This window comes from Bosea sp. RAC05, assembly GCF_001713455.1.
Classification (GTDB): domain Bacteria; phylum Pseudomonadota; class Alphaproteobacteria; order Rhizobiales; family Beijerinckiaceae; genus Allobosea.
Genome location: NZ_CP016464.1, coordinates 4,101,530 through 4,122,209, shown reverse-complemented (window position 1 = coordinate 4,122,209; position 20,680 = coordinate 4,101,530). Strand labels below are relative to the sequence as shown.

At 68.7% G+C, this 20,680-nt stretch carries 19 protein-coding genes; 3 read left to right on the top strand and 16 right to left on the bottom strand.

Features of this window, described 5'->3' with window-relative positions; translation table 11 throughout:
* Window positions 1-81: 81 nt before the first annotated feature.
* Window positions 82-795: a ribonuclease activity regulator RraA gene (locus BSY19_RS23035; protein ID WP_069056193.1), complete on the top strand. Its 714-nt coding sequence runs from the start codon at window positions 82-84 to the stop codon at window positions 793-795.
* Between the two features lie 124 nt (window positions 796-919).
* Window positions 920-2,503, top strand: coding sequence for a methyl-accepting chemotaxis protein (locus tag BSY19_RS23030; protein ID WP_171905194.1), 1,584 nt, complete (start codon window positions 920-922; stop codon window positions 2,501-2,503).
* Here the strand turns inward: BSY19_RS23030 and BSY19_RS23025 are convergent, their stop codons facing one another.
* The 15 genes from BSY19_RS23025 to BSY19_RS22955 all read right to left on the bottom strand — a co-directional run bounded on the left by BSY19_RS23025 (window position 2,504) and on the right by BSY19_RS22955 (window position 18,606).
* Window positions 2,504-3,532: an NAD-dependent epimerase gene (locus BSY19_RS23025; RefSeq protein ID WP_069056191.1), complete on the bottom strand. Its 1,029-nt coding sequence runs from the start codon at window positions 3,530-3,532 to the stop codon at window positions 2,504-2,506.
* Between the two features lie 75 nt (window positions 3,533-3,607).
* Window positions 3,608-3,850 (bottom strand): cbb3-type cytochrome oxidase assembly protein CcoS, encoded by a 243-nt coding sequence (ccoS, locus tag BSY19_RS28660; RefSeq protein WP_069056190.1) that lies wholly within the window; start codon window positions 3,848-3,850, stop codon window positions 3,608-3,610.
* The gene (locus tag BSY19_RS23015) at window positions 3,847-6,054 is read right to left on the bottom strand and encodes a heavy metal translocating P-type ATPase (protein ID WP_069056189.1); all 2,208 of its coding nucleotides are present in this window, start codon (window positions 6,052-6,054) and stop codon (window positions 3,847-3,849) included. Before BSY19_RS23015 ends, ccoS begins: the two co-directional genes overlap by 4 nt.
* A gap of 6 nt (window positions 6,055-6,060) precedes the next feature.
* Entirely contained in the window at window positions 6,061-6,585 is a 525-nt protein-coding gene (locus tag BSY19_RS23010; RefSeq protein WP_069057332.1) for a FixH family protein, read from the bottom strand.
* A 35-nt stretch (window positions 6,586-6,620) separates the two neighbouring features.
* Window positions 6,621-8,063 carry a cytochrome c oxidase accessory protein CcoG gene (ccoG, locus tag BSY19_RS23005; protein ID WP_069056188.1) on the bottom strand — a complete coding sequence of 481 codons (1,443 nt, stop codon included), beginning with the start codon at window positions 8,061-8,063 and terminating at the stop codon, window positions 6,621-6,623.
* 1 nt (window position 8,064) lies between these two features.
* Window positions 8,065-8,949 carry a cytochrome-c oxidase, cbb3-type subunit III gene (ccoP, locus tag BSY19_RS23000; protein ID WP_069056187.1) on the bottom strand — a complete coding sequence of 295 codons (885 nt, stop codon included), beginning with the start codon at window positions 8,947-8,949 and terminating at the stop codon, window positions 8,065-8,067.
* A 3-nt stretch (window positions 8,950-8,952) separates the two neighbouring features.
* Window positions 8,953-9,108 (bottom strand): cbb3-type cytochrome c oxidase subunit 3, encoded by a 156-nt coding sequence (locus BSY19_RS22995; RefSeq protein WP_069056186.1) that lies wholly within the window; start codon window positions 9,106-9,108, stop codon window positions 8,953-8,955.
* A gap of 11 nt (window positions 9,109-9,119) precedes the next feature.
* On the bottom strand, window positions 9,120-9,884 hold the full coding sequence (ccoO, locus tag BSY19_RS22990; protein WP_069056185.1) for a cytochrome-c oxidase, cbb3-type subunit II: 765 nt from the start codon (window positions 9,882-9,884) through the stop codon (window positions 9,120-9,122).
* A gap of 11 nt (window positions 9,885-9,895) precedes the next feature.
* Window positions 9,896-11,563, bottom strand: coding sequence for a cytochrome-c oxidase, cbb3-type subunit I (gene ccoN, locus BSY19_RS22985; RefSeq protein ID WP_069056184.1), 1,668 nt, complete (start codon window positions 11,561-11,563; stop codon window positions 9,896-9,898).
* A 122-nt stretch (window positions 11,564-11,685) separates the two neighbouring features.
* Entirely contained in the window at window positions 11,686-12,651 is a 966-nt protein-coding gene (locus tag BSY19_RS22980; protein ID WP_069056183.1) for a 2-hydroxyacid dehydrogenase, read from the bottom strand.
* Between the two features lie 15 nt (window positions 12,652-12,666).
* Window positions 12,667-14,343, bottom strand: a complete 1,677-nt coding sequence (gene ggt, locus BSY19_RS22975; protein ID WP_069056182.1) for a gamma-glutamyltransferase — start codon at window positions 14,341-14,343, stop codon at window positions 12,667-12,669.
* Window positions 14,344-14,442: 99 nt separating this feature from the next.
* Window positions 14,443-15,270 (bottom strand): creatininase family protein, encoded by an 828-nt coding sequence (locus BSY19_RS22970; RefSeq protein ID WP_069056181.1) that lies wholly within the window; start codon window positions 15,268-15,270, stop codon window positions 14,443-14,445.
* A gap of 32 nt (window positions 15,271-15,302) precedes the next feature.
* A complete protein-coding gene (locus BSY19_RS22965) occupies window positions 15,303-16,124 on the bottom strand; it encodes an ABC transporter permease (protein ID WP_069056180.1) in 822 nt (273 codons plus the stop codon).
* Entirely contained in the window at window positions 16,121-17,077 is a 957-nt protein-coding gene (locus BSY19_RS22960) for an ABC transporter permease (RefSeq protein ID WP_069056179.1), read from the bottom strand. Before BSY19_RS22960 ends, BSY19_RS22965 begins: the two co-directional genes overlap by 4 nt.
* Entirely contained in the window at window positions 17,074-18,606 is a 1,533-nt protein-coding gene (locus tag BSY19_RS22955) for an ABC transporter substrate-binding protein (protein ID WP_069056178.1), read from the bottom strand. Before BSY19_RS22955 ends, BSY19_RS22960 begins: the two co-directional genes overlap by 4 nt.
* Window positions 18,607-18,826: 220 nt before the next feature.
* Here BSY19_RS22955 and BSY19_RS22950 point away from each other — a divergent pair, with 220 nt between their 5' ends.
* A complete protein-coding gene (locus tag BSY19_RS22950) occupies window positions 18,827-19,519 on the top strand; it encodes a GntR family transcriptional regulator (protein WP_069057331.1) in 693 nt (230 codons plus the stop codon).
* Between the two features lie 6 nt (window positions 19,520-19,525).
* On the opposite strand, the gene BSY19_RS22945 is transcribed toward BSY19_RS22950, so the two are convergent.
* On the bottom strand, window positions 19,526-20,527 hold the full coding sequence (locus BSY19_RS22945) for an MBL fold metallo-hydrolase (RefSeq protein WP_069056177.1): 1,002 nt from the start codon (window positions 20,525-20,527) through the stop codon (window positions 19,526-19,528).
* Window positions 20,528-20,680 lie beyond the last annotated feature (153 nt).

The following is a 20,680-nucleotide window of genomic DNA, read 5'->3' as shown; positions in this document are numbered from 1 at the left end:
CGAGCCCCCTGGATTGCTTCACTCCGCTCGCACTGACGATGAACGTCGAGCCTTCACCCTAAGCAGATGTTTGGATATGCCATGACCACCCTCACCGACGACAACCGCAAGAAGCTCAAGCGCGTCTCGACCGCGACGCTGACCACGGCGCTGTTCAAGCGCGGCTTCCGCAACGTCTTCATCCAGGACGTGCGGCCGCTCAGCCAGAAGGCGGAGAGCATGGTCGGCGAGGCGTTCACGCTGCGCTACATCCCGGCGCGGGAGGATCTCGATCATCTCGGCACCTTCGAGGGGACGCAGCATCCCCAGCGCCGCGCGGTCGAGGATTGCCCGCCCGGCCATGTCATGGTGATCGACTCACGCAAGGACCCGCGCGCGGCCTCGGCCGGCGGCATCCTGGTGTCGCGGCTGATGCAGCGCGGCGTCGCGGGCATTGTCACCGATGGTGGCTTCCGGGACTCCCCCGAGATCGCAGCCATGGTGATCCCAGCCTATCACAACCGCCCGAGCGCGCCGACCAACCTGATCCGCCACCACGCGCTCGACATCAACGCGCCGATCGCCTGCGGCGATGTCGCCGTCTATCCCGGCGACATCATCGTCGGCGATGGCGAGGGGGTGTGCGTCATTCCCGCCCATCTCGCCAACGAGATCGCGCCCGAAGTCTATGAGCAGACGGCCTACGAGGATTTCGTCGCTGAGCGCGTGCGCGGCGGGCAGGGCATCTTCGGGCTCTATCCAGCGAACGAGCAGACCAAGGCCGAATTCGCGGCGTGGCGACCTGGCTGGTCCTGACCGCCGCCGCGGGCCGTTTGGCCCGGTACCCCTCCCTGGCGCAGCCTCGACGACGTTATCGTTAACGGACCCTTGAGACGTCTCTGCGATGTTTCCCGCTTGGCCCTGGTCGCGGGAGTTGAGCGTGAACGTGACGAAGCCGGCGTCGACAGCCCTCACGGTGAGAGACTCATGGCCGGCGCGCTACGATGCGTGGGTCAGCCGCTTATTGGGCCTGTCACGGCTGGACGAGCCCGAAGCGGCGGCCCTGCGCAAGGCGCAGGGCAATCTGTTCGCGCGCGTTCTTCCCGCCATCCTGCTCTCCAATCTCCTGTCCGCCGTGCTGGTCGCGATCACGGCGATGATCCATGGCTGGCTCTGGTTTCCGCTGTTCTGGAGTGCGGCGGTGGTCGCGATCGGCGTCCTCGGCATCCTGCGCATCACGCGGATCCGCGAACGCAATCGCGAGGATAGCCCCTCGGCCAAGTTCAACGACCGCATCCTGATCGACTCCGCCCTGATGGCGCTGCCCTGGGTGGTCATGGCCGTCGTCTTCAATCCCATCGCCGTCCCGGAGATGGAGGTGCTGACCGCGACGCTGCTCGCCGGCCTCGTCTGCGCGGGGACCTTCACGATGGCGAGCATGCCGTCGGCGGCGCTGCTCTTCGCAGGGATCATCCTGGGTGCGCGCGTGATCCACATCGCGCTGTCGCCGGGCGATCACATGCTCGAGAACCTGACCTTCCAGGCGATCTACGGCTCGGTGATGCTGGTCTCGCTGCGCAGCATGGCGCAACTCTTCATCGACCGCGTCCGCGCCATCAGCAGCGCCCAGGCGCTCGGGCAGGAAGCGAAGGCCCAGGCTCGGGTCGAGGAGGCGCGACGCGAAGAGGTCGAGCGGCAGGCAGCGGCCTTCCGGCAAGAGATCGGCGCGATCCTGCAGCCGGTCTTCCAGTCGGTCGACCACATGAACGGTGCGGCCGAGCAACTCGTCTCGATCTCCCAGCGATCGCAGGACAAGCTCGCCGGCGTGCTGACGAAGGTGTCGGAAGCCATGAGCGACATCACCTGCGTCGAATCCCATTCACACCGGCTCACCAACACGATCGCGCAGATCCGCGCCGAGGCCGACAAGACCACGCAGCTGGTGCGGACGGCGGCCTCGGACGTCGCGGCCTCGATTGCCGTGAAGACGCAGCTGACGCAGGCGGTGCGCGACATCGGCGATGTTTCGGCCCTGATCCGGGAGATCGCGGCCCAGACCAATCTGCTCGCGCTCAACGCGACCATCGAGGCGGCCCGCGCCGGGCTGGCCGGGCGTGGCTTCGCCGTCGTCGCCACCGAGGTGAAGGGGCTGGCGGCCCGCACCGAGGCGGCCACGCAGGAGATCTCGGAGCGCATCGAAGAGGTGCGCGCCGCGACGGAACGCTCGCTGGCGGCGGTGATGAACATCAGCGTCTCCACCGATGCGATCGTCGGGGTGACCGGCGACATCGTCGTCGCCGTCGATCAGCAGGCCGAGGCGATCCGAACCATGGTCGCCCTGCTGGCGGGCACCGTGCGCGAGGCGGAGAACACCACGGCGGCGATCGATCTCGTCGTCGCGGATGCGGCGCGCACCATGGACAATGGCCGTCAGGTCTCGGCTGCCGCCGCCGGCGTCGACGCCTCGGCCCGCCGGCTCGACGAATCGGTTGCCCGGTTCTCGCGCGACGTCGTCAGGAACTGATCACGCCTGCGCCATCCCGTAGAAGTCGCGATACCAGGCGACGAAGCGCGCGATGCCGGTCTCGATCGGCGTATCGGGCCTGAAGTCGACGCGGGCCATCAGGTCCGACACGTCGGCATAGGTCGCGCGGACGTCGCCCGGCTGCATCGGCAGATGGCGCTTGATCGCGGTCTTGCCGCAGGCGGCCTCGATCACCGCGATGAAGCGGTCGAGGCGGACGGGCGTGTGGTTGCCGATGTTGTAGATCCGCCAGGGCGCGTCCGCCGTGGCGGGGTCCTGGCCGGCGCCGGCCCCGCCCGGGGCGGGCGGCAGGGCCGCGAGGCGCACGATCGCCTCGCTGATGTCGTCGACATAGGTGAAGTCCCGGCTCATCTCCGCCTCGGCATAGACGTCGATCGGCCGGCCTTCGAGGATCGCCTTGGTGAACTTGAAATAGGCCATGTCCGGCCGGCCCCAGGGGCCGTAGACGGTGAAGAAGCGCAGGCCGGTCGCGGGGATGCCGTAGAGCTGCGCATAGCTGTGGGCCATCAGCTCGTTGGCGCGCTTGGTCGCGGCGTAGAGCGAGACGGGATGGTCGGCGCCGTCATGCTCGCTGAAGGGCACCTTCGCGTTGGCGCCGTAGACGGAACTGGACGAGGCATAGACGAGATGCTGGACGGGGTGGTGCCGGCAGGCCTCCAGCACCGAGAGGAAGCCGTCGAGGTTGGAGTGGGCGTAGGCGCGGGGATTGTCGAGCGAGTAGCGCACGCCGGCCTGTGCCGCCAGATGGATCACGACGTCCGGCGCGAAGCGGGAGAAAGCGCCGGCGAGCGCGTCATGGTCGGCGATGTCGATCGGCTCGAAGCGAAACCCCTCTTGCGGCAGGAGCCTGTCGAGCCGGGCCTGCTTGAGAGCGGGATCGTAATAGGGCGTCAGGTTGTCGATCCCGAGCACGGCGATGCCGCGCGCCAGCAGCGCCTGCGTGACATGGTAACCGACGAAGCCGGCCGCGCCGGTGAGCAGGACGCGGCGGGGTGAAACCGTGGTCATGAGGCCCGTTCCGCCCGGTCAGGAGAGGGAGCGAGTCCGTTGCCGAACACGGTCCCCGCAGGGTCACCCCATGTTTCAGATCGGGCCCTGTGTCAATGAAGGGGCGCGGCGGTCTCCGGCCTTCGGCTGAGGCACCGTTTCGTCGGGCCGGTCGTCCAGCCCATCCGCCTCGAGCCCGAGGTCGTCATCCTGCAGCACGCGCCAGGCCGAACCCTCGATGTCGGCGTACTGGCCCGTCCGCATGCACCAGAAGAAGGCCGCCAGCCCGGCGAGGCCCATGCCCAGCGCCAGCGGAAACAGCACGACGAGAATGTTCATGACGCAGCCTCCTCGATCGCCGCGACCGGCCGGTGCGCCGCGCGCAGCGCGTTGAGCGTCACCACCAGGGACGAGCCGGACATGGCGGCGGCGGCGACCAGCGGGGTCGCCAGGCCGGCGATGGCGATGGGCACGGCGATGGCGTTGTAGAGCACCGCGAACCAGAGGTTCTCCATCATCAGCGCGCGGGCCTTGCGGGCGATGGCGAGGCTGGTCGCCACGGGGTTGAGGCTGTCACCGAGGAAGACGATGTCGGCCGCCGCCTGGGCGAGGTGGGTCGCACTGATCGGCGACATCGAGACATGGGCCTTGGCCAGGGCGGGAGCATCGTTGAGTCCGTCGCCGACCATCAGGACCTTGCGGCCGTGCTTCGCGAGATCGTCGAGCGCGTGCAGCTTCTCGTCGGGCCGCAGGCCCGAGCGCCAGTCGGCGATGCCGAGGTCGCGGGCGACGGCGGCGACCGCCGCCTCGCGATCACCCGAGAGGATCATGGGCTCGAGGCCGAGGCGGCGCAGCGCCTCGACGCAGGCGCGCGCATCGGGGCGCAGCTTCTGGCCGACGGCGAAGACGGCGCGCCGGTCGCCGTGCCGCCAGGCAATGAGCGAGGCGGTGGGGAAGCGGGCGCCGGCTTCCGCTGCGAGCGCCTCGGCCTCGCAGAAGGCCGGGCTGCCCAGCCGCATCTCCTCGCCCGCGACGAGCGCGGCGATGCCCAACCCGCGATGCTCCTGCGTCTCGGCGCAGGGGGCGGGGCTGCCGGCCGCGCGCCCGATCGCTTGGGCGAGGGGGTGGCGGCTGGCCGCGGCGAGCGAGGCGGCGGCCCGCAGGATCTCGGGGCCGATCGCATCCGCATTGAGGAGATCGGGCTCGGGCAGCGTCAGGGTGCCGGTCTTGTCGAACACGACCATGTCGGCCTCGGCCAGCCGCTCCAGCGCGTCGCCCTCCTTGAGCATCACCTGGCGGCGGAACAGCGCCGAGGCGGCGACGACCTGCACGGCGGGAATCGCCAGTCCCAGCGCGCAGGGGCAGGTGATTATCAGCACGGTGATGGCGATGATCAGCGCCTGCTGCCAGGCGAGGCCGAAGACGATCCAGCCGACCAGCGTGGCCAGCGCCGTGGCGTGGACGAGCGGGGCATAGAGCCGCGCGGCGCGATCCGAGAGGCGCACATAGCGCGAGCGGCTCTCGACGGCCTGGGCCATCAGCTTGTCGATTTCGTCGAGCAGCGTACCGGTGCCGGCCGCCTCGACGCGGACCGACAGGGCGCCGGACAGGTTCATCGTGCCGGCATGGACCTGGCCGCCGGCGGCGATCGGGGCGGGGTCGGTCTCCCCGGTGACGAGGCTGCGGTCGATCTCCGAGCGGCCGCTCTCGACGCGGCCGTCGACGCAGACGCGCTCGCCCGGCTGGACGAGGACGAGGTCGCCCGGCGCGATCGCGGCGATCGGCAGGGTCACGGTGGTGCCGTCCGGCAGCAGCCGCGTCGCGGTCTCCGCCTTCAGCGCGGCGAGATTGCCGGCGAGGTCGCGCGTGCGCCGCCGCATCATCTGGTCGAGATAGCGGCCGATCAGCAGGAAGAAGATCAGCATGACCGCGCCGTCGAAATAGGCGTGGTCGGAATGGTTGGCCGTCTCGACGACAGACATGCCGAGCGCGAGCACGATGCCGAGTGTGATCGGGACGTCCATGTTGACGCCGCCCGCGCGCAGGGCCCGCAGCGCGCTCTCGAAGAAGGGGCGCCCGGCATAGGCCGCGGTCGGCAGAGCGATCAGGGCCGAGAGCCAATGGAAGAAGTCGCGCGTGACCGGGCTGAGGTCGCCATTGGCGCCAGACCAGACCGAGACCGACAGCAGCATGATGTTCATGGCGGCAAAGCCCGCGACGGCGAGGTAGCGCAGCAGCCGGCGCTCCTCGAGCGTGACGCTGTCGCGCTCGGCCGAGGGCAGGAAGGGATAGGCCTTGAAGCCGAGCGCACCGAGCCGCTCGATGACGCCCTCCGGCCGCAGCGCGCCCTCCTTCCACTCGACGGTGACGCGCTTCAGGGCGAGGTTGACGCGCGCCTTGAGGATGGACGCGTCCTTGGCCAGCCCGCTCTCGATGGCGTGCATGCAGCCGGCGCAGCGAATGCCCTCCACCGCCAGCTCCATGCCCGCGACGCCGCCCTCGCCATGGCGGACGAAGACGGAGAGATCCTGCTGCGTGGCCATGTCGGCTCAGTCCTTCAACACGACGCGGCTGCGCGAGACGAAGACCGTTTCGGTGCCCCGAGCGGCCTGGACGGCGAGCGTCCAGCGGCCGCCGTGAACCTCCGGGATGATGGCGGTGTAGTCGCCGGCGGAGCCTTCGTTCAATGGCGCCGCATGATCCTCACGACGGGCGGCGGGATGTTCGAGCCGCGCCTCGACGAGAAGGCCGGTGACCGGCGCGCCCGCGTTGTCGCGCAGCGACAGCGTCACCACGGCATCGGCTCCCGACCGGCGGATTTGCGCGCTGGCCTGCCAGCCGCGCTGCTCCTGCGCCTGCATGCGGGCGATCTCGCCGTTGAAGCGCTGGCTCGTCTCATAGGCGCTCTTCACGTCGACGCCGGGCATGGTGGTGATCGCGATGGTCATCATCACGGCGTTCACCCCCGCGACGACCAGGAAGAAGCCGATCAGCGCGCCCGCCACCATGCGGCCGCTGAGACGGAAGGGCTGGGCGCTGCGCGGACGAACCTGCGCTGTCAGATCCACAGGCATGATGAAGGCTCCACAGCAGGACATGGCGTGCCCCTTCAGGGCGCGATGAAATGGTCGGTCGCGGTCACCATCTCGCCGGCGAAGAGATCGGCGGCGGTGAAGGTGATGGTCTGGGTCTTCTCGGGGCGGATGTCGGGCGGCAGGGTGACGAGGACGCGCACCTCCCGCGACGAGTCGGGCGCGACCGAGACGACCGGGCGCAGATCTGCCGTCGCGGCGACGCCGACCGCCTCGATCCGGACGCCCGGCAGGCCATGCACCGTCAGGGCGACGGGGCGTTCGTCGGGCCGCTTGTTCAGGATGCGGATGGTGTAGGCGTTGCGGATCGAGCCGTCGCTCAGCATCACGAAGAGCGGCGCGCGATCGTGCAGCACGGACATCTCGATCGTGCGGCGCGTGGCGAGCTGATAGACCATGGCTCCGCCGACGACGAGGATCAGTGCCGCATAGATCATCGTGCGCAGCCGCAGCGGGTTGTAGACCGGCTTTTCGCCGGCGAGGCGGCGCTTGACGTTGTCGTCGGTGTCGTAGGCGATCAGCCCCTTGGGGCGGCTGATCTTCTCCATGACGTTGTCGCAGGCGTCGATGCACAGCCCGCACTGGATGCAGTCGAGCTGGGCGCCGTCGCGGATGTCGATGCCGGTCGGGCAGACGGCGACGCATTGGCGGCAGTCGACGCAGTCGCCCGCGGGTTCGCCCTGGGCGCGCAGGCGTTCCGCCTGCTTCACCGAGACGCGCGGATCGCCACGGTCGTAGCGGTAGGTGACGTTCAGGGCGTCGTCGTCGGTGAGCGCAGCCTGGATCCGCGGCCAGGGGCACATGTAGTTGCAGACCTGCTCGCGCATGATGCCGGCGAGCGCATAGGTCGTGAAGGTCAGGATCGCGATGAAGGCATAGGCCGTGAACGGGGCCTGGAGCGTCGCGAGATCGCGCACCAGCGTCGGCGCGTCGGCGAAGTAGAGCACCCAGGCGCCGCCGGTCCACCAGGCGATCATCAGCCAGACGAAGTGCTTGGCCGTCTTTCGCCAGATCTTGTTGGGGGTCCAGGGGCCTTCGTCGAGCTTGATGCGCTCGCGCCGGTCGCCTTCGAAGAAGCGCTCCACCGTCAGGAAGAGGTCGGTCCAGACGGTCTGCGGGCAGAGATAGCCGCACCAGACCCGTCCGGCGATCGCGTTCATCATGAACAGCACGAAAGCGGCCATGATGAGGAGGCCGGTGAAGTAGTAGACCTCCTGCGGCCAGATCTCGATGAAGAAGAAGTAGAACCGCGCATTGGCGATGTCGGCCAGCACCGCCTGGTTCGGCAGGTTCGGCCCGCGGTCCCAGCGCAGGAAGGGCAGCAGGTAATACACGCCGAGACAGAGCCCGAGGATCAGCCACTTGGCGCGCCGGTAGGGACCGGACACGCTTTGCGGATAGACCTTCTTCGTTGCCGCGAAGAGCGGCAGGTCGCCGAGTTCCGTCTCCTGGGAGGCCATGTTACTGGCCTCCTCCGAGCGAATGGACGTAGAGGGTCAGGGCCTTCACCGTGGTGGGGTCGAGGCGCTGGCCCCAGGCCGGCATCACGCCGGCGCGGCTGTTGGTGAGGGTCTCGGTGAGCGAGGCCATGTCCATGCCGTAGAGCGAGATCGCATCGGTCAGGTTCGGCGCGCCGAGCTCCTTGTTGCCCTTGCCCGCGTCGCCATGGCAGGCGGCGCAGTTGGTGGCGAACAGCTCGGGCCCCTTGGCCAGGTCCACGCCCTGCTCCGTCGGCAGGCCGGCCAGCGCGCGGACATGGTTGGCGACGACGCGGATCTCGGCCGGCTTCAGCAGGCCGTCCTTGCCGAAGGCCGGCATCTGGCTGATGCGCGTCTCGGCGTTGCCGGCGACGCGGATGCCGTTCTGCAGGGTCTGGTGAATCTCTCCGAGGCTGCCGCCCCAGAGCCATTCGTCGTCGTTCAGATTGGGGTAGCCCTTGGCTCCGCCGCCGCCGACGCCGTGGCAGGCGGCGCAGTTGTCGCCGAAGGCCGCCTTGCCCTGCGCCATGGCGATGCGGAAGAGCGAGGGATCAGCCTTGATCTGCTCCAGCGACGCCTCGGTCAGCCCCTGTGCCTGGCCGGCGCGCTGCTGCTGCAGCAGAGCGAGATCGCGGGCGATGTCGTTGCGCGAGGCGTAGCCGATCACGCCCTGGGTCGTCGTGGTGATCAGCGGCCAGGCCGGATAGACGATCCAGTATCCCACGGCCCAGACGATGGTGGCGTAGAAGATGCCGAGCCACCAGCGCGGCAGCGGCGTGTTGAGTTCGCGGATCCCGTCCCATTCATGGCCGGTCGTGGACACGCCGGTATGGGCGTCCACCTCGTGATTGTCCTGATGCTGAGCCATGATTCAGTCGTCCTGCAGCGGGGTGCGGGCCGCCTCCTCGAACCGGGCCCGGTTGGCCGGCCAGAAGGCGTAGACGCAGACGGCGAGAAAGATTCCGACGAAGTAGAGGAGGCCGGCGGACTGCGCGAAACGCGCGAGCCACTGATAGGTCGTGTCCATGGTCCCCTCGCTCAGCGGATGTTGGCTTTGTTGTCGTAGAGCTTGAAGTCGACGAGCGTGCCCAGCACCTGGAGGTAGGCGATCAGCGCGTCGGCCTCGGTGATGCGGGTCGGGTCGCCGTCGAAGTCGCGCGCCTGGACCTTGGGGTAGCGGCTCTCGAGTTCGCCCGCCTTGGGATGCTCCGGCGTGGCCTGGGCGCGCAGGTCGCTCGCAGCCTGGGCGATCATCTCGTCGGTGTAGGGCACCCCACCGCCGCGATTGGCACGCAGCTCGTCGGCGATGTCGTCGAACCTGAGCTCCGTCTTCGTCAGGAAGGGGTAGCCCGGCATGATCGACTGCGGCACCAGCGAGCGCGGATCGACCAGATGGGCGCGCTGCCATTCGTCGGAATACTTGCCGCCGACGCGGGCGAGGTCCGGCCCCGTGCGCTTCGAGCCCCACTGGAAGGGCTTGTCGTACATGCTCTCGGCGGCCAGCGAGTAATGCCCGTAGCGCTCGACCTCGTCACGCAGCGGCCGGATCATCTGGCTGTGGCAGTTGTAGCAGCCCTCGCGGACATAGATGGCGCGGCCGGCCAGCTCGAGCGGCGTGTAGGGGCGCATGCCCTCGACCTTCTCGATCGTGTTCTTCAGGTAGAAGAGCGGGGCGATCTCGACCAGGCCGCCGACCGAGATCACCAGCAGGACGCCGATGATCAGGACGATGGAGTTGGTCTCGAAGATCTTGTGCTTGGACCAGAGCGACTTGCGCGGGGCCTTGTGTTCGATGGTGGTCATGAAAGCGGTCCTTACTCGGCCGGCACGAGGCGGGGCTGAAGCGGGGCGTTGTCCTGGGCGCTCTCCGGCTCGCCGCTGGTGATGGTCATCCAGACGTTGAAGACCATGATCAGAGCGCCGGCCAGGAAGAGCGCGCCGCCGAGCGCGCGGATGACGTAGAAGGGGTGCATCGCCGCGACGGTCTCGATGAAGGAGTATTCGAGGAAGCCGAGCGAGGTGTAGGCCCGCCACATCAGGCCCTGGAGGATGCCCGAGACCCACATCGCCGAGATGTAGAGCACGATGCCGAGCGTCGAGATCCAGAAGTGCCAGTTCACCAGCTTGAGCGAATACAGCTCCTTGCGGTTCCACAGCCAGGGCACGAGGCAGTAGATCGCGCCGAAGGAGATGTAGGCGACCCAGCCGAGCGCGCCGGAATGGACGTGGCCGATGGTCCAGTCGGTATAGTGCGAGAGCGAGTTGACCGCCTTGATCGACATCAGCGGGCCCTCGAAGGTCGACATGCCGTAGAAGGCGAGCGAGACGACCATCAGGCGCAGCACGGGGTCGGTGCGCAGCTTGTCCCAGGCGCCCGAGAGGGTCATGATTCCGTTGATCATGCCGCCCCAGGAGGGCATCCACAGCATGATCGAGAAGGTCATGCCGAGCGTCTGCGCCCAGTCGGGCAGGGCGGTGTAGTGCAGGTGGTGGGGGCCGGCCCAGATATAGATGAAGATCAGCGCCCAGAAGTGGATGATCGAGAGGCGGTAGCTGTAGACCGGCCGGTTCGCGCGCTTGGGCACGAAGTAGTACATGATCGCGAGGAAGCCGGCGGTGAGGAAGAAGCCGACCGCGTTATGGCCGTACCACCACTGGAACATGGCATCCTGCACGCCGGACCAGACGATGTAGGACTTCGGCGAGAAGATCGAGACCGGCAGCGCGAGGTTGTTGCCGAGATGCAGAACCGCGATGGTGACGATGAAGGCGAGGTAGAACCAGTTCGCCACATAGATGTGGGGTTCCTTGCGCTTGGCCAGCGTCAGCAGGAAGACCAGCAGATAGACGACCCAGACGATCGTCAGCCAGAGATCGGCGTACCATTCCGGCTCGGCGTATTCCTTGCCCTGGGTGATGCCGAGCAGGTAGCCCGTGCCGGCGATGACGATGAACAGGTTGTAGCCGAGCACCACGAACCAGGGCGACAGATCGCCCGCCAGCCGGGCGCGCGAGGTGCGCTGGACGACGTAGAAGGAGGTCGCGATCAGGACGTTGCCGCCGAAGGCGAAGATTACCGCCGAGGTGTGCAGCGGGCGCAGGCGTCCGAAATTGATCCAGGGCAGATCGAAGTTCAGGACCGGGAAGGCGAGCTGGAGCGCAATGATCAGCCCGACCGTGAAGCCGGCGATGCCCCAGAACATCGCCGCGATGGTGCCGAACTTGACCGGGTCCATGTTGTAATTGGGCCGGCCGTCGATCTCCTGCGGCGCGGGCCCGGTGCCCGGCTTGAAGCAGCGGTTGCCGATCAGGAAGATGGTCGCCAGCGCCGCCGCCATGCCGACGGCGGCATGGAAGGCGTAGGCGCCATGGTCGGTCTTCGCGGCGATCAGCAGAAGACCCAGAAAGGTCACTGCGGCGAGCGCGATGCCCGTCAACTCGCCTGTCGTCGCCTGTCGGATCGGATTGCCCGTCGTCGCCATGCCCAGCCCCTGCTCACCCTGCGGCGCTCTTCGCGCACGCTGTCATGGACGAGGCTTAGAGGGGGCGGTGCCGGCGGGCCTTGATGCATATCAATGGGCCCGCTGGACGGGGTGTCGCAGCCTCAGACGACGAGATCCTTGGCTGGCACCGGCTCGCCGCGCGAGACATGGGCGATGTTGGCGAACATCCGCGACACGGTCGGGGCGAAGTTGTCCGCGGCCATCGCCGCGAGATGCGGCGTGACCACGAGATTGTCGAGCGTCAGCAATTCGCTGTCGGCCGGCAGCGGCTCGATCGCGTAGACGTCCATCGCCGCGCCGGCGATCTCGCGGTCGCGCAGCGCGGTCACCAACGCCGATTCGTCGACGACCCCGCCGCGCGCGACATTGATGAGCACAGCCGTCTTCTTCATCCTGGCGAAGGCCTCGCGGCCGATCAGGTTGGTGGTCTCAGGCGTCAGCGGGCAGTGCAGCGAGACGATGTCCGCCTGCGCCAGGATCTCGTCCAGGGTGGCATGGCGGACGCCGAGGGTGGCCTCCTCCTGCGCCGTCAGGGGCTGGCGCTTGCTGTAGAGGATGGTGCAGCCGAAGCCCCGGAGCAGCCTGGCGACGTTCTGGCCGATCGCGCCGAAGCCGATGAGGCCGACCGTCTTGCCCGAGAGCATGAAGGTCTCGCCCGGCAGGCTGCCTGTGCTCCAGTGCCCCTTCTTCAGCTCGGCATGGCCGTAGCCGATGTAGCGCAGGGCCGAGATCATGAGTCCCAGCGCGAATTCGGCGACGGGAAGCGCGTTGCTGCCCGTGGTCCGGGCGACCTTGATGCCGAGTTCCTTCGCTGTGGCGATGTCGATGTTGTCGTAGCCGACGCCCCATTTGTGCAGCAGCTTCAGCTTCTTGCCGGCGCGCAGGACGTCGCCGGAGACGGCGACCTGGCCGGAGATGGCATAATCCGCCTCGGCGATGATCTCCTTCATGTGCTCGTCGCCCCGGGCGGTGCCATGGGTCAGCACGAAGCCCGGCGGCAGCAGGGCGCGCAGCTTCTCGGCGCGCGCCGGCGTGGTCATGTCGAGGAGGCAGATGGTCTCGGTCATCGTCGGGTTCCGTTGTCAGATCGTGAAGCGGGCGCCGGCGCGGGCGAGGCCGCCCGAGACCGCGACGGGCGTGCCGTCGGCACGCCAGCATGCGGCGCCAGTGAGCGTGCCGTCCGCGTCGAAGCGGATGGCGTTCATGCCGCCGGCGATGCGCGGCATCCGGACGATACGGTGACCGCGCGCACGCAGCGCGTCTGCCACCGTCTCGGGAAAGGCCTCCTCGAGTTCGAGCACGCCGCCTTCGGTCCAGATGCGCGGCGCCTCGACGGCCTCCTGCAGGCTCATGCCGTGGTCGATCAGGTTGACGATCGCCTGCAGGGCGGAGGGGAAGATGCGCAGCGCGCCGGGAAGGCCGAGCGCGAAGGCGAGCCGGCCCTCCTTCAGCACGATCATCGGCGCCATCGAGGTGAAGACGCGCTTGCCGGGCGCGATCGAGAGCGCGCGGCCGGGATGCGGGTCGAAATTGAACATGTAGTTGTTGGCCAGCATCCCCGTGCCCGGGATCTGCGTGCAGGCGCCGAACAGGCCGTTGATGGTCTGTGTCGCGGTGACGACGTTGCCGTCGGCATCGGCGACTGTGACATGCGTCGTGTCGGCCGACTCGCCCCCGGAAAGGCCGGCCGTCCAGGCCTTGGCGCGGTCCAGCTCGATCAGGGCGCGGCGTTCGTCGGCATAGGCCTTGTCGATCAGCCGGGCGACCGGAACCTTGACGAAGGCGGGGTCGGCGGTGGCCACGGCGCGGTCGGCGAAGGCGATCTTGAGGGCCTCGGCCAGAAGATGGATCGCGTCGGGCGAGCCGAAGCCGAGCGCGCCGATGTCGTAGCCCTCGAGGATGTTGAGCATCTGCGCGATGTGGACGCCGGACGAGGCCGGCGGCGGCGGCCCCAGGATCTCGTGGCCGCGATAGTGGCCGCGAATGGGTTCGCGCGTCTCGACGCGATAGGCGGCGAGATCGTCTTGGCCGATCAGGCCCTCATTTGCCGCCATGAAATCGGTCAGTGCCTTTCCGAGCGGGCCGCCATAGAGCGCAGCCGGGCCGGTCGCGGCGATCAGGCGCAGGCTGCGCGCGTAGTCGGATTGGACGAGCCTCGTGCCCGCAGGCAGGGCCGCACCATCGCGCAGGAACAGCGCCGAGAGGCCCGGATCGCGCGAGAGATCGGCGACATTGTCGGCGATGCAGTTGGAGAGGTAGGGCGTGACCGTGAAGCCGCGCTCGGCCAGCCCGATGGCGGGCTGGAGCACCTCGGCGAGCGGCAGCGTGCCGAAGCGGGCGAGCGCCTCGCACCAGCCGGCCAGCGCGCCGGGCACGGCCACGGCCCTGGGGCCGACCACATTCTCCCGGTCGCGGACGTCGCGCTGCCTGCCGATCTCGTCGGAGAGGCAGTCATACATGTCCGGCGTTGCTCGCCGCGGCGCGGTCGAGAGCCCGTCGAGTACGACATGGCGGCCATCGGCCATGCGGATATGGGCGAGCCCGCCGCCGAGGATGCCGACCATCATCGGCTCGACGACGGTCAGGGCAAAGAGGGCGGCCACCGCCGCATCGACCGCATTGCCCCCCGCCAGCAGCATCTGCGAGCCCGCCGCCGAGGCGAGGGGATGATTGGTGACGACCATGCCGCGCGAGCCCGTCGCCGGCTTCTTGTCGCAGGTGAAGGGAGTGACGCGGGGGGCGCGGGCGGTCGTGGTCATGGCAGGTGTGCTTCCGGAGGGAGGTCGAGCCGCGACACCATCGCCCGTTCCGACGAGGCTGGGGAGGGCCGCCGCGGCATGCCGCGGCGGCAGGCCGGGTCAGGCTTCGACCTTGCTGGCGAAATGCGCGATGAAGCGGGCGCAGATGTCGGTCAGCTTCTCGGTCAGCGCGGCGCCGGTCTCGGCCGAGCAGAGGCGCGGATCGCCCTTGGCGACGCCGAGATTGTAGGTCTCGTCATATTCGTTGGGCATCGCGACCTCGTGGCCCTCGAAGCTCGCGAGGCCGAGCCCGGTGAAGGGCAGGTCGAGGATGGGGTCGCGCTTCAGCGGCTTGGCGTCGGGGATCAGGTCCTTGCGGATCAGCTCGGGGAAGAGATGCAGGCCGATCGAGGTCAGCGGGTCGGCGCCGTGGCCGGCGACGGCGGCGGCCTTGTCGGCTCCGCCGAGGATGCCCGGCAGCAGGCCGTAGCCGATACGCCAGAGATAAAGGCTCGGCAGGACGATCTGCTCGCGCAGATAGAGTTCGCGGGCGACCTCCGAGATCGGGCCGACATTGCCGCCATGGCCGTTGATGACGATGATCCGGGTGAGGCCATTGCGATGCAGCGAATCCACCATCTCGGCGATGACGGTGGTCAGCGTCGCCTGCGAGATCGCGATGCCGCCGGTCATCGAGCCGAACCAGTCGGCGCCGCCGAAGGGCAGCACGGGCGCCACCAGCGTGCGCGTCCCGGCCTTGCTGGCGCGGATGGCGGCGAGCTCGGCGATCTTCTCGGCGAGAAGGTAGTCACCCATCGGGGCGTGAGGGCCCTGGTCCTCATGGCTGCCCATGGGGAGCAGGATGACGGGGTTGTCCTTCAGGATCTCGCGGGCCTCGCCCCCGGTGATCGTGCCCATATGGACGAGGGGGTCGGTTTTGGCAGCCATGGGACTGTGTCCTTGCAGGGTTCGGTGGTGGTTCAACGGCCGGCGGTGCGCGGGTCGAGCGCGTCGCGCAGGCCGTCGCAGAGCAGGTTCATGGCGAGGATGGTGAGCGTAAGTGCCGCGCAGGGCCAGACCAGCAGCAGCGGCGCCTGCTCCATGGTGGCGCGCGCGCCGCGGATCATCAGCCCCCAGGAGGGGGCGGGCGGGACGACGCCGAGACCGAGGAAGGAGAGCCCGCTCTCCAGAACGACGGCGGCGGCGACCGCCAGCGAGAGCTGGACCAGGATCGGCCCGGCGATGTTGGGCAGCACGGTCCGCAGCAAGAGATAGGCGGGCCGGGCGCCGAGCGCGCGCGTCGCCTCGACATAGTCGCGGTTCTTGACCGCGAGGACCTCGGCATGGGTGACGCGGGCGAAGCCCGGCAGATAGAGCACCGAGAGCACGAGGATCAGCGTCGCGGCGCCCGGGCCGAGCAGCGTCACCACCAGCAGGGCGAGCAGCACCGGCGGGAAGCACAGCACTACGTCCATGCTGCGCACGGAAAGGAAGGCGGCCGCGCCCTTGCCCCAGCCGCCGATCAGCCCGAGCAGCACGCCGATGGCGCCGGCCGTCAGGGCGGAGACGAAGGCCACGCCGAGGCTGGTGCGCGCGCCCCAGAGCAGGCGCGCCAGCACGTCCCGCCCGAACTCGTCGCGGCCCAGCCAGGAGCCGGCCATGGGGCCGGCGAGCCGGTTGGCGACGTCCTGGCGGATCGGGTCGGGCAGGGGGAAGAGCGGCGCGCAGAGCGCGGCCAGCGCGATCAGGGCGACGAAGCCGCCGGGCAGCCAGAGGCGCTTGAAATGCCGGCTGCCGCTCATGAGTGGGCCACCCGCGGGTCGAGCAGGGCGTGGACGAGCTCGACCACGAGGTTGAGCAGCAGGAACAGCACCGAGATCGTCAGCACGATGCCGACCACCATGGGATAGTCGCGGCCCTCGACGGCGCGCAGCAGCGGCGTCGACATGCCCGGCCAGTTGAAGACGTATTCGACCAGCACCGTGCCGCCGAGCAGCGTGCCCATCTGCAGGCCGAGCACGGTGACGACCGGGTTGAGCGCGTTGCGCAGGACATGGACGACGATGACGCGGGTGGGCGAGAGCCCCTTGGCGCGGGCGGTGCGGACATAGTCGTTGGCGAGTGCGTCCAGCATCGCCGCGCGCGTCATCCGGAACAGCACCGCCGCCAGCCCCTTGGCGATGGCGATGGCGGGGAGGATCAGCAGCTTCAGATGCTGCACCGGGTCCTGCGCGAAGGGCACGAATCCGCCGGCGGGCATGATCCGCAGCGTCTGCGCGAAGAGCAGCACGAGCAACGTGCCCAGCACGAAGACCGGCACGGCGAGCAGCAGCGCGGTGACGCCCGAGGCGGCGCGGTCGAAGGCGCCACCACGATCGAGCGCGGCGAAGACACCCGCCGGAACGCCGACGAGGATGGCGATGACGCTGCCCGCCGCGATCAGCTCCAGCGTGCGCGGCAGGCGCAGCGCGATCTCGCTGATCACCGGGTAATCGTCGATGAGGGAGGTGCCGAGATCGCCGCGCAGCAGCCCACTGATGAAGGCGGCGTATTGCACGAGGAGCGGCCGCTCCAGCCCGAGCTTCTCGCGCAGCTCGGCGACGGAGGCCGGGTCCGGCGAGACGCCGCCGGTCGAGAGCAGGAGCTCGGCGGGGTCGCCGGGCACCATGTGCAGCGCCAGGAAGACGATCGTCGCGACGAGCCAGGCGAGTCCTGCGACGACGGTCAGCTTGCGCGCCAGCCAGGTCGCACTCATCCGAAATAGGTCTCTTCGAGCATGTTGCCGGAGGAGTTGGAGAGGGCGCCGGGCAGGTTGGTGAAGCCCACGACGCTCTTGTCCATGCCGTAGCCCTGCGAGCGCCAGGCGAGGCCGACGAGCGGCACCTCCTCGAGCGCGGCGCGCTGCATCTCCTTGTAGATCTCGACGCGCTTGGCCTGGTCGAACTCAGCGCGGCCCTTCGCGAGGGCGGCGATGGTGCGCGGCGCGTCGACGCGGAAGGAGCGGCCATGGCTCGGCGAGAGCGAGGTGTCGAGAACGACCGTCAGCCCGTCGGGATCGTTGTTGTCCGAGGAGACGCCGTGGATCGCCATGTCGTACTGGCCCTTCGAGCCGCGGGCGACGCGGGTCGACCAGTCGGGCAACTGCAGTTCGCACTGGATGCCGACCGCGGCGAGGTGCTGCTGGACGATCTCGGCGGTGTCCTTGTGCATGCCGAACTGGGCGGTCGCGAGCAGGGTCGTCTGGAAGCCGTTGCCGAAGCCCGCTTCCGTCAGCAGCGCCTTGGCGCGGGCAGGGTCATAGTTCCAGCCATGGGCGAGGTCCTTGTCCCACCAGGGCGTGCCCTCGGCGATCGGCAGGCCCTCGAGCGGCTTGCCGCGGCCGAAGAAGGCGACCTTGACGATGTCCTCCCGCCGCACGGCGTGGGCGACGGCGCGGCGCACGCGCGGATCGTTGAAGGGCGGCTTGGAGCCGTTGAACAGCACGTCCATGAACGGCCCCTGCTGGGTGTCGAGCTTGAGGCGCGGATCGGCCTCGACCGCCGCCATCGACTGCCAGGGGACGTATTCGATCATGTCGACATCGCCCGACTGCAGGGCGGCGAAGCGCAGGTTCTCGTCGGCATAGACGACGAACTTGATGCCCTTCAGCTTCGGGATGCCGGGCTTGTAGAATTTGTCGAAGGCCGTGATCTCGACCGAGGAGCCGCGCTCCTGGCCGACCAGCCGGAAGGGGCCGGCGCCGATGAACTCGGTGGGCGTCGATTTCCGCGAGAGGATGAAGGTGTTGTAGTTGCCAAACCAGCTCGGCAGCGTCGCCTGCGGCGTCTTGGTGACCAGGCGGATCGTGCCGGGATCGGGGATCTCGATGCGCTCGACGCTCTGGAACTGGCTGCGCATATAGGCGGTCGATTTCTCGCCGGCGATCTGCTCGATCGACCACTTCACGTCCTCGGCGGTGACCGGGTCGCCATTGTGGAAAACGCAGCCGGGCCGGAGCTTGAAGACCCAGGCGCCGTCGCCGTCGAGCGACCAGGAGGTCGCCAGTTCGCCGCGCAGCTCGCCATTGGGGCTGTAGGAGACGAGGCTGCGGTGGATCAGCATCTTGACCGTGCCGGCCGAGGCGCCGGTCGAGACCCAGGGCTGGAGATTGGGCGGAAAGGCCGACAGGCCGTAGCGCAGGATGCCGGCGGCACGCCGGGCGCTGGCCGGGCGGGACAGCAGCGGCAGGCTCGCGAAGGGTGCGGCCAGGCCGGCGGCCAGCATCGTGCGGCGTGAGATCGTCATCGGCTTTCTCCTCGCTGTGGTCGTCGTCGCCGTGCGCGTTGTCGCATCTGTCCGGCGTCCCTCGTCTGGCAAGAAGAGCGCCATCGGGGCGGCGACGCCAGTCCGGCAGCGCATGGCGGCCATGCGTCGTGTATACATGGCGGATTTTTGATGTCTGGCACCGAAGCGCCTAGAGTTGCCGCATCGACATGCCCGATGAGGACTCCCGACGTTGAACGTGATGACGCCGCCCCAGGTGCAGGATGCCGAGAGCCGGCCGGCTCGCGAGCGGGTCTATGCGCATGTCCGCGAGCAGATCCTGCGCGGCGTCTATGCCGGAGGCTCCTTCGTCGAGGAGGAGGCGATCTCCTCGGTTATGGGCGTGTCGCGGACGCCGGTCCGCGAGGCGTTTCACCGGCTTGAGGCGGAGCGCTTCATCGACCTGCTGCCGCGCCGCGGGGCGCTGGTGCGGCAGGTCACGGCACAGGAACTGGCCGATCTCTACGAGACGCGCCGCATGATCGAGGGCTACGCCGTCGCCCGCATCTGCCGGGAGAAGATCGTGCTGCCCGAGACGATGGAGGCGATTCTCGACCGGCTCGACGCGATCGCCGGCAGCGACCATTTCGCCCGTGTCGAGCTCAACCGCGAATTCCATTTCGGGATGGTGCAGGCGCTCGGCAACGAGGTGCTGTCCGAGCTCTACCAGTCGCTAGGGGCGCGCCAGCAGCGCGTTGCGATGCGGGCGCTGGCGGTGGATCCGGGTCGGATCGAGCGCATCCGCGTCGAGCATCGTGATTTCATCGCGGCGCTGCGGGCCTTCGACGAGGGGCGCGCGCGCGCCGTCCTCGACGAGCATCTGCGGCCGGTGACCGGGGTGGTGTCGCGCCTGCCGGGTTATGGCCCGCCAGGCGCGAGCGAGGTCGACGCCTGATCAGTCTCAGACGGGGATGAGCTGCATCGGCGCCGGATAGTAGCGGAAGCCGTCGCCCGCCTTGGCGAGATTGCCGAAGCCCGGCCAGGCGAAGTGGTAGGACATCACCGGCGTCTTCTCCTGCGCCAGCATCGTCAAGAGCCGCACGCGGGACTGCACCGCCTGCTTGGGGTCGCTGTCATAGGCGAATTCGAGGCGCGGGTTCTCGGTCAGCAGCACGGCGTGGTGTGTCAGGTCGCCGAGGAAGACGAAGGATTTGCCGGCCGAGGCGACCCTGAAGATGTGGTGTCCGGCGGTGTGGCCGGGTGCTGCGATCGCCTGCACGCCGGGCAGGAATTCCTGCTGGTCCTTGAAGAAGACGATGCGGTCGCGCACCGGCATCAGGTTGGCGCGGGCATGTTCGACGAAGGCCTTGAGCGGCGAGCCGAGCTTGCTCTCGTCGGTCCAGAAATCGAAATCGAGCTGGCTGATATGGATGCGGGCATTCGGGAAGAGCGGCTTGCCGTCGGCGCTGCAGATGCCGCCGATATGGTCGACATGGGCATGGCTGCAGACGATGTCGTCGATGTCGGCGGGCTTGATGCCGGCTTCGTCCATGCTCTTGGCCAGACGTCCCGTCGTCGGACCGAACATCTTCGAGAAGCCCATGCCGGTGTCGAACATGACGAGCCGGTCGCCGAAGTTCACGATCGGGATGTTCTGCTCGAGGACGACGTTGTCCTTGGGCAGGAAGCTGCTTTCCAGCATGCCGTAGACGGTGTCCTTGGGGACGCCGAGGAAGCTCGTGCCGGGGTCGCCGAGCGGCAGCGGTCCGTCCGAGACGACGGTGACCTCCGCCGTGCCGAGCATGAAGCGGTAGAAATAGGCCGGCTGCGTCTTGGACAGCGGCGCCTTGGCCGCTGCCGGCCCGACCAGCGGGAGGCTTCCACCGGTGGCGGCGAGGGCGGCGGCTGCGCCCAGGAAGCCGCGGCGGCTCGCCGACGGCAGACGGAACGGGTCGTTCGACATGGCATTTTCCTCCTGATGGCGGTGGGGGCCGGCTTTGCGGCCTGTGCTCTTGGGTCTGCACGAGGGGGCATTCGCCTCTCCTTCGGCTCCGGGCAGGACGATGCACCTGCCTCGGCGACCGGACCAATACCGGTTCGCTCTAGCGGCCATAAC

Excerpts from the sequence above, each read along its gene's own strand:
- BSY19_RS23035 (WP_069056193.1), top strand. The coding sequence starts at position 82 with ATGACCACCCTCACCGACGACAACCGCAAGAAGCTCAAGCGCGTCTCG.
- BSY19_RS23025 (WP_069056191.1), bottom strand. The coding sequence starts at position 3,532 with ATGACCACGGTTTCACCCCGCCGCGTCCTGCTCACCGGCGCGGCCGGC.
- ccoS (WP_069056190.1), bottom strand. The coding sequence starts at position 3,850 with ATGAACATTCTCGTCGTGCTGTTTCCGCTGGCGCTGGGCATGGGCCTC.
- BSY19_RS23015 (WP_069056189.1), bottom strand. The coding sequence starts at position 6,054 with ATGGCCACGCAGCAGGATCTCTCCGTCTTCGTCCGCCATGGCGAGGGC.
- BSY19_RS23010 (WP_069057332.1), bottom strand. The coding sequence starts at position 6,585 with ATGCCTGTGGATCTGACAGCGCAGGTTCGTCCGCGCAGCGCCCAGCCC.
- ccoG (WP_069056188.1), bottom strand. The coding sequence starts at position 8,063 with ATGGCCTCCCAGGAGACGGAACTCGGCGACCTGCCGCTCTTCGCGGCA.
- ccoP (WP_069056187.1), bottom strand. The coding sequence starts at position 8,949 with ATGGCTCAGCATCAGGACAATCACGAGGTGGACGCCCATACCGGCGTG.
- BSY19_RS22995 (WP_069056186.1), bottom strand. The coding sequence starts at position 9,108 with ATGGACACGACCTATCAGTGGCTCGCGCGTTTCGCGCAGTCCGCCGGC.
- ccoO (WP_069056185.1), bottom strand. The coding sequence starts at position 9,884 with ATGACCACCATCGAACACAAGGCCCCGCGCAAGTCGCTCTGGTCCAAG.
- ccoN (WP_069056184.1), bottom strand. The coding sequence starts at position 11,563 with ATGGCGACGACGGGCAATCCGATCCGACAGGCGACGACAGGCGAGTTG.
- BSY19_RS22980 (WP_069056183.1), bottom strand. The coding sequence starts at position 12,651 with ATGACCGAGACCATCTGCCTCCTCGACATGACCACGCCGGCGCGCGCC.
- ggt (WP_069056182.1), bottom strand. The coding sequence starts at position 14,343 with ATGACCACGACCGCCCGCGCCCCCCGCGTCACTCCCTTCACCTGCGAC.
- BSY19_RS22970 (WP_069056181.1), bottom strand. The coding sequence starts at position 15,270 with ATGGCTGCCAAAACCGACCCCCTCGTCCATATGGGCACGATCACCGGG.
- BSY19_RS22965 (WP_069056180.1), bottom strand. The coding sequence starts at position 16,124 with ATGAGCGGCAGCCGGCATTTCAAGCGCCTCTGGCTGCCCGGCGGCTTC.
- BSY19_RS22960 (WP_069056179.1), bottom strand. The coding sequence starts at position 17,077 with ATGAGTGCGACCTGGCTGGCGCGCAAGCTGACCGTCGTCGCAGGACTC.
- BSY19_RS22955 (WP_069056178.1), bottom strand. The coding sequence starts at position 18,606 with ATGACGATCTCACGCCGCACGATGCTGGCCGCCGGCCTGGCCGCACCC.
- BSY19_RS22950 (WP_069057331.1), top strand. The coding sequence starts at position 18,827 with ATGACGCCGCCCCAGGTGCAGGATGCCGAGAGCCGGCCGGCTCGCGAG.
- BSY19_RS22945 (WP_069056177.1), bottom strand. The coding sequence starts at position 20,527 with ATGTCGAACGACCCGTTCCGTCTGCCGTCGGCGAGCCGCCGCGGCTTC.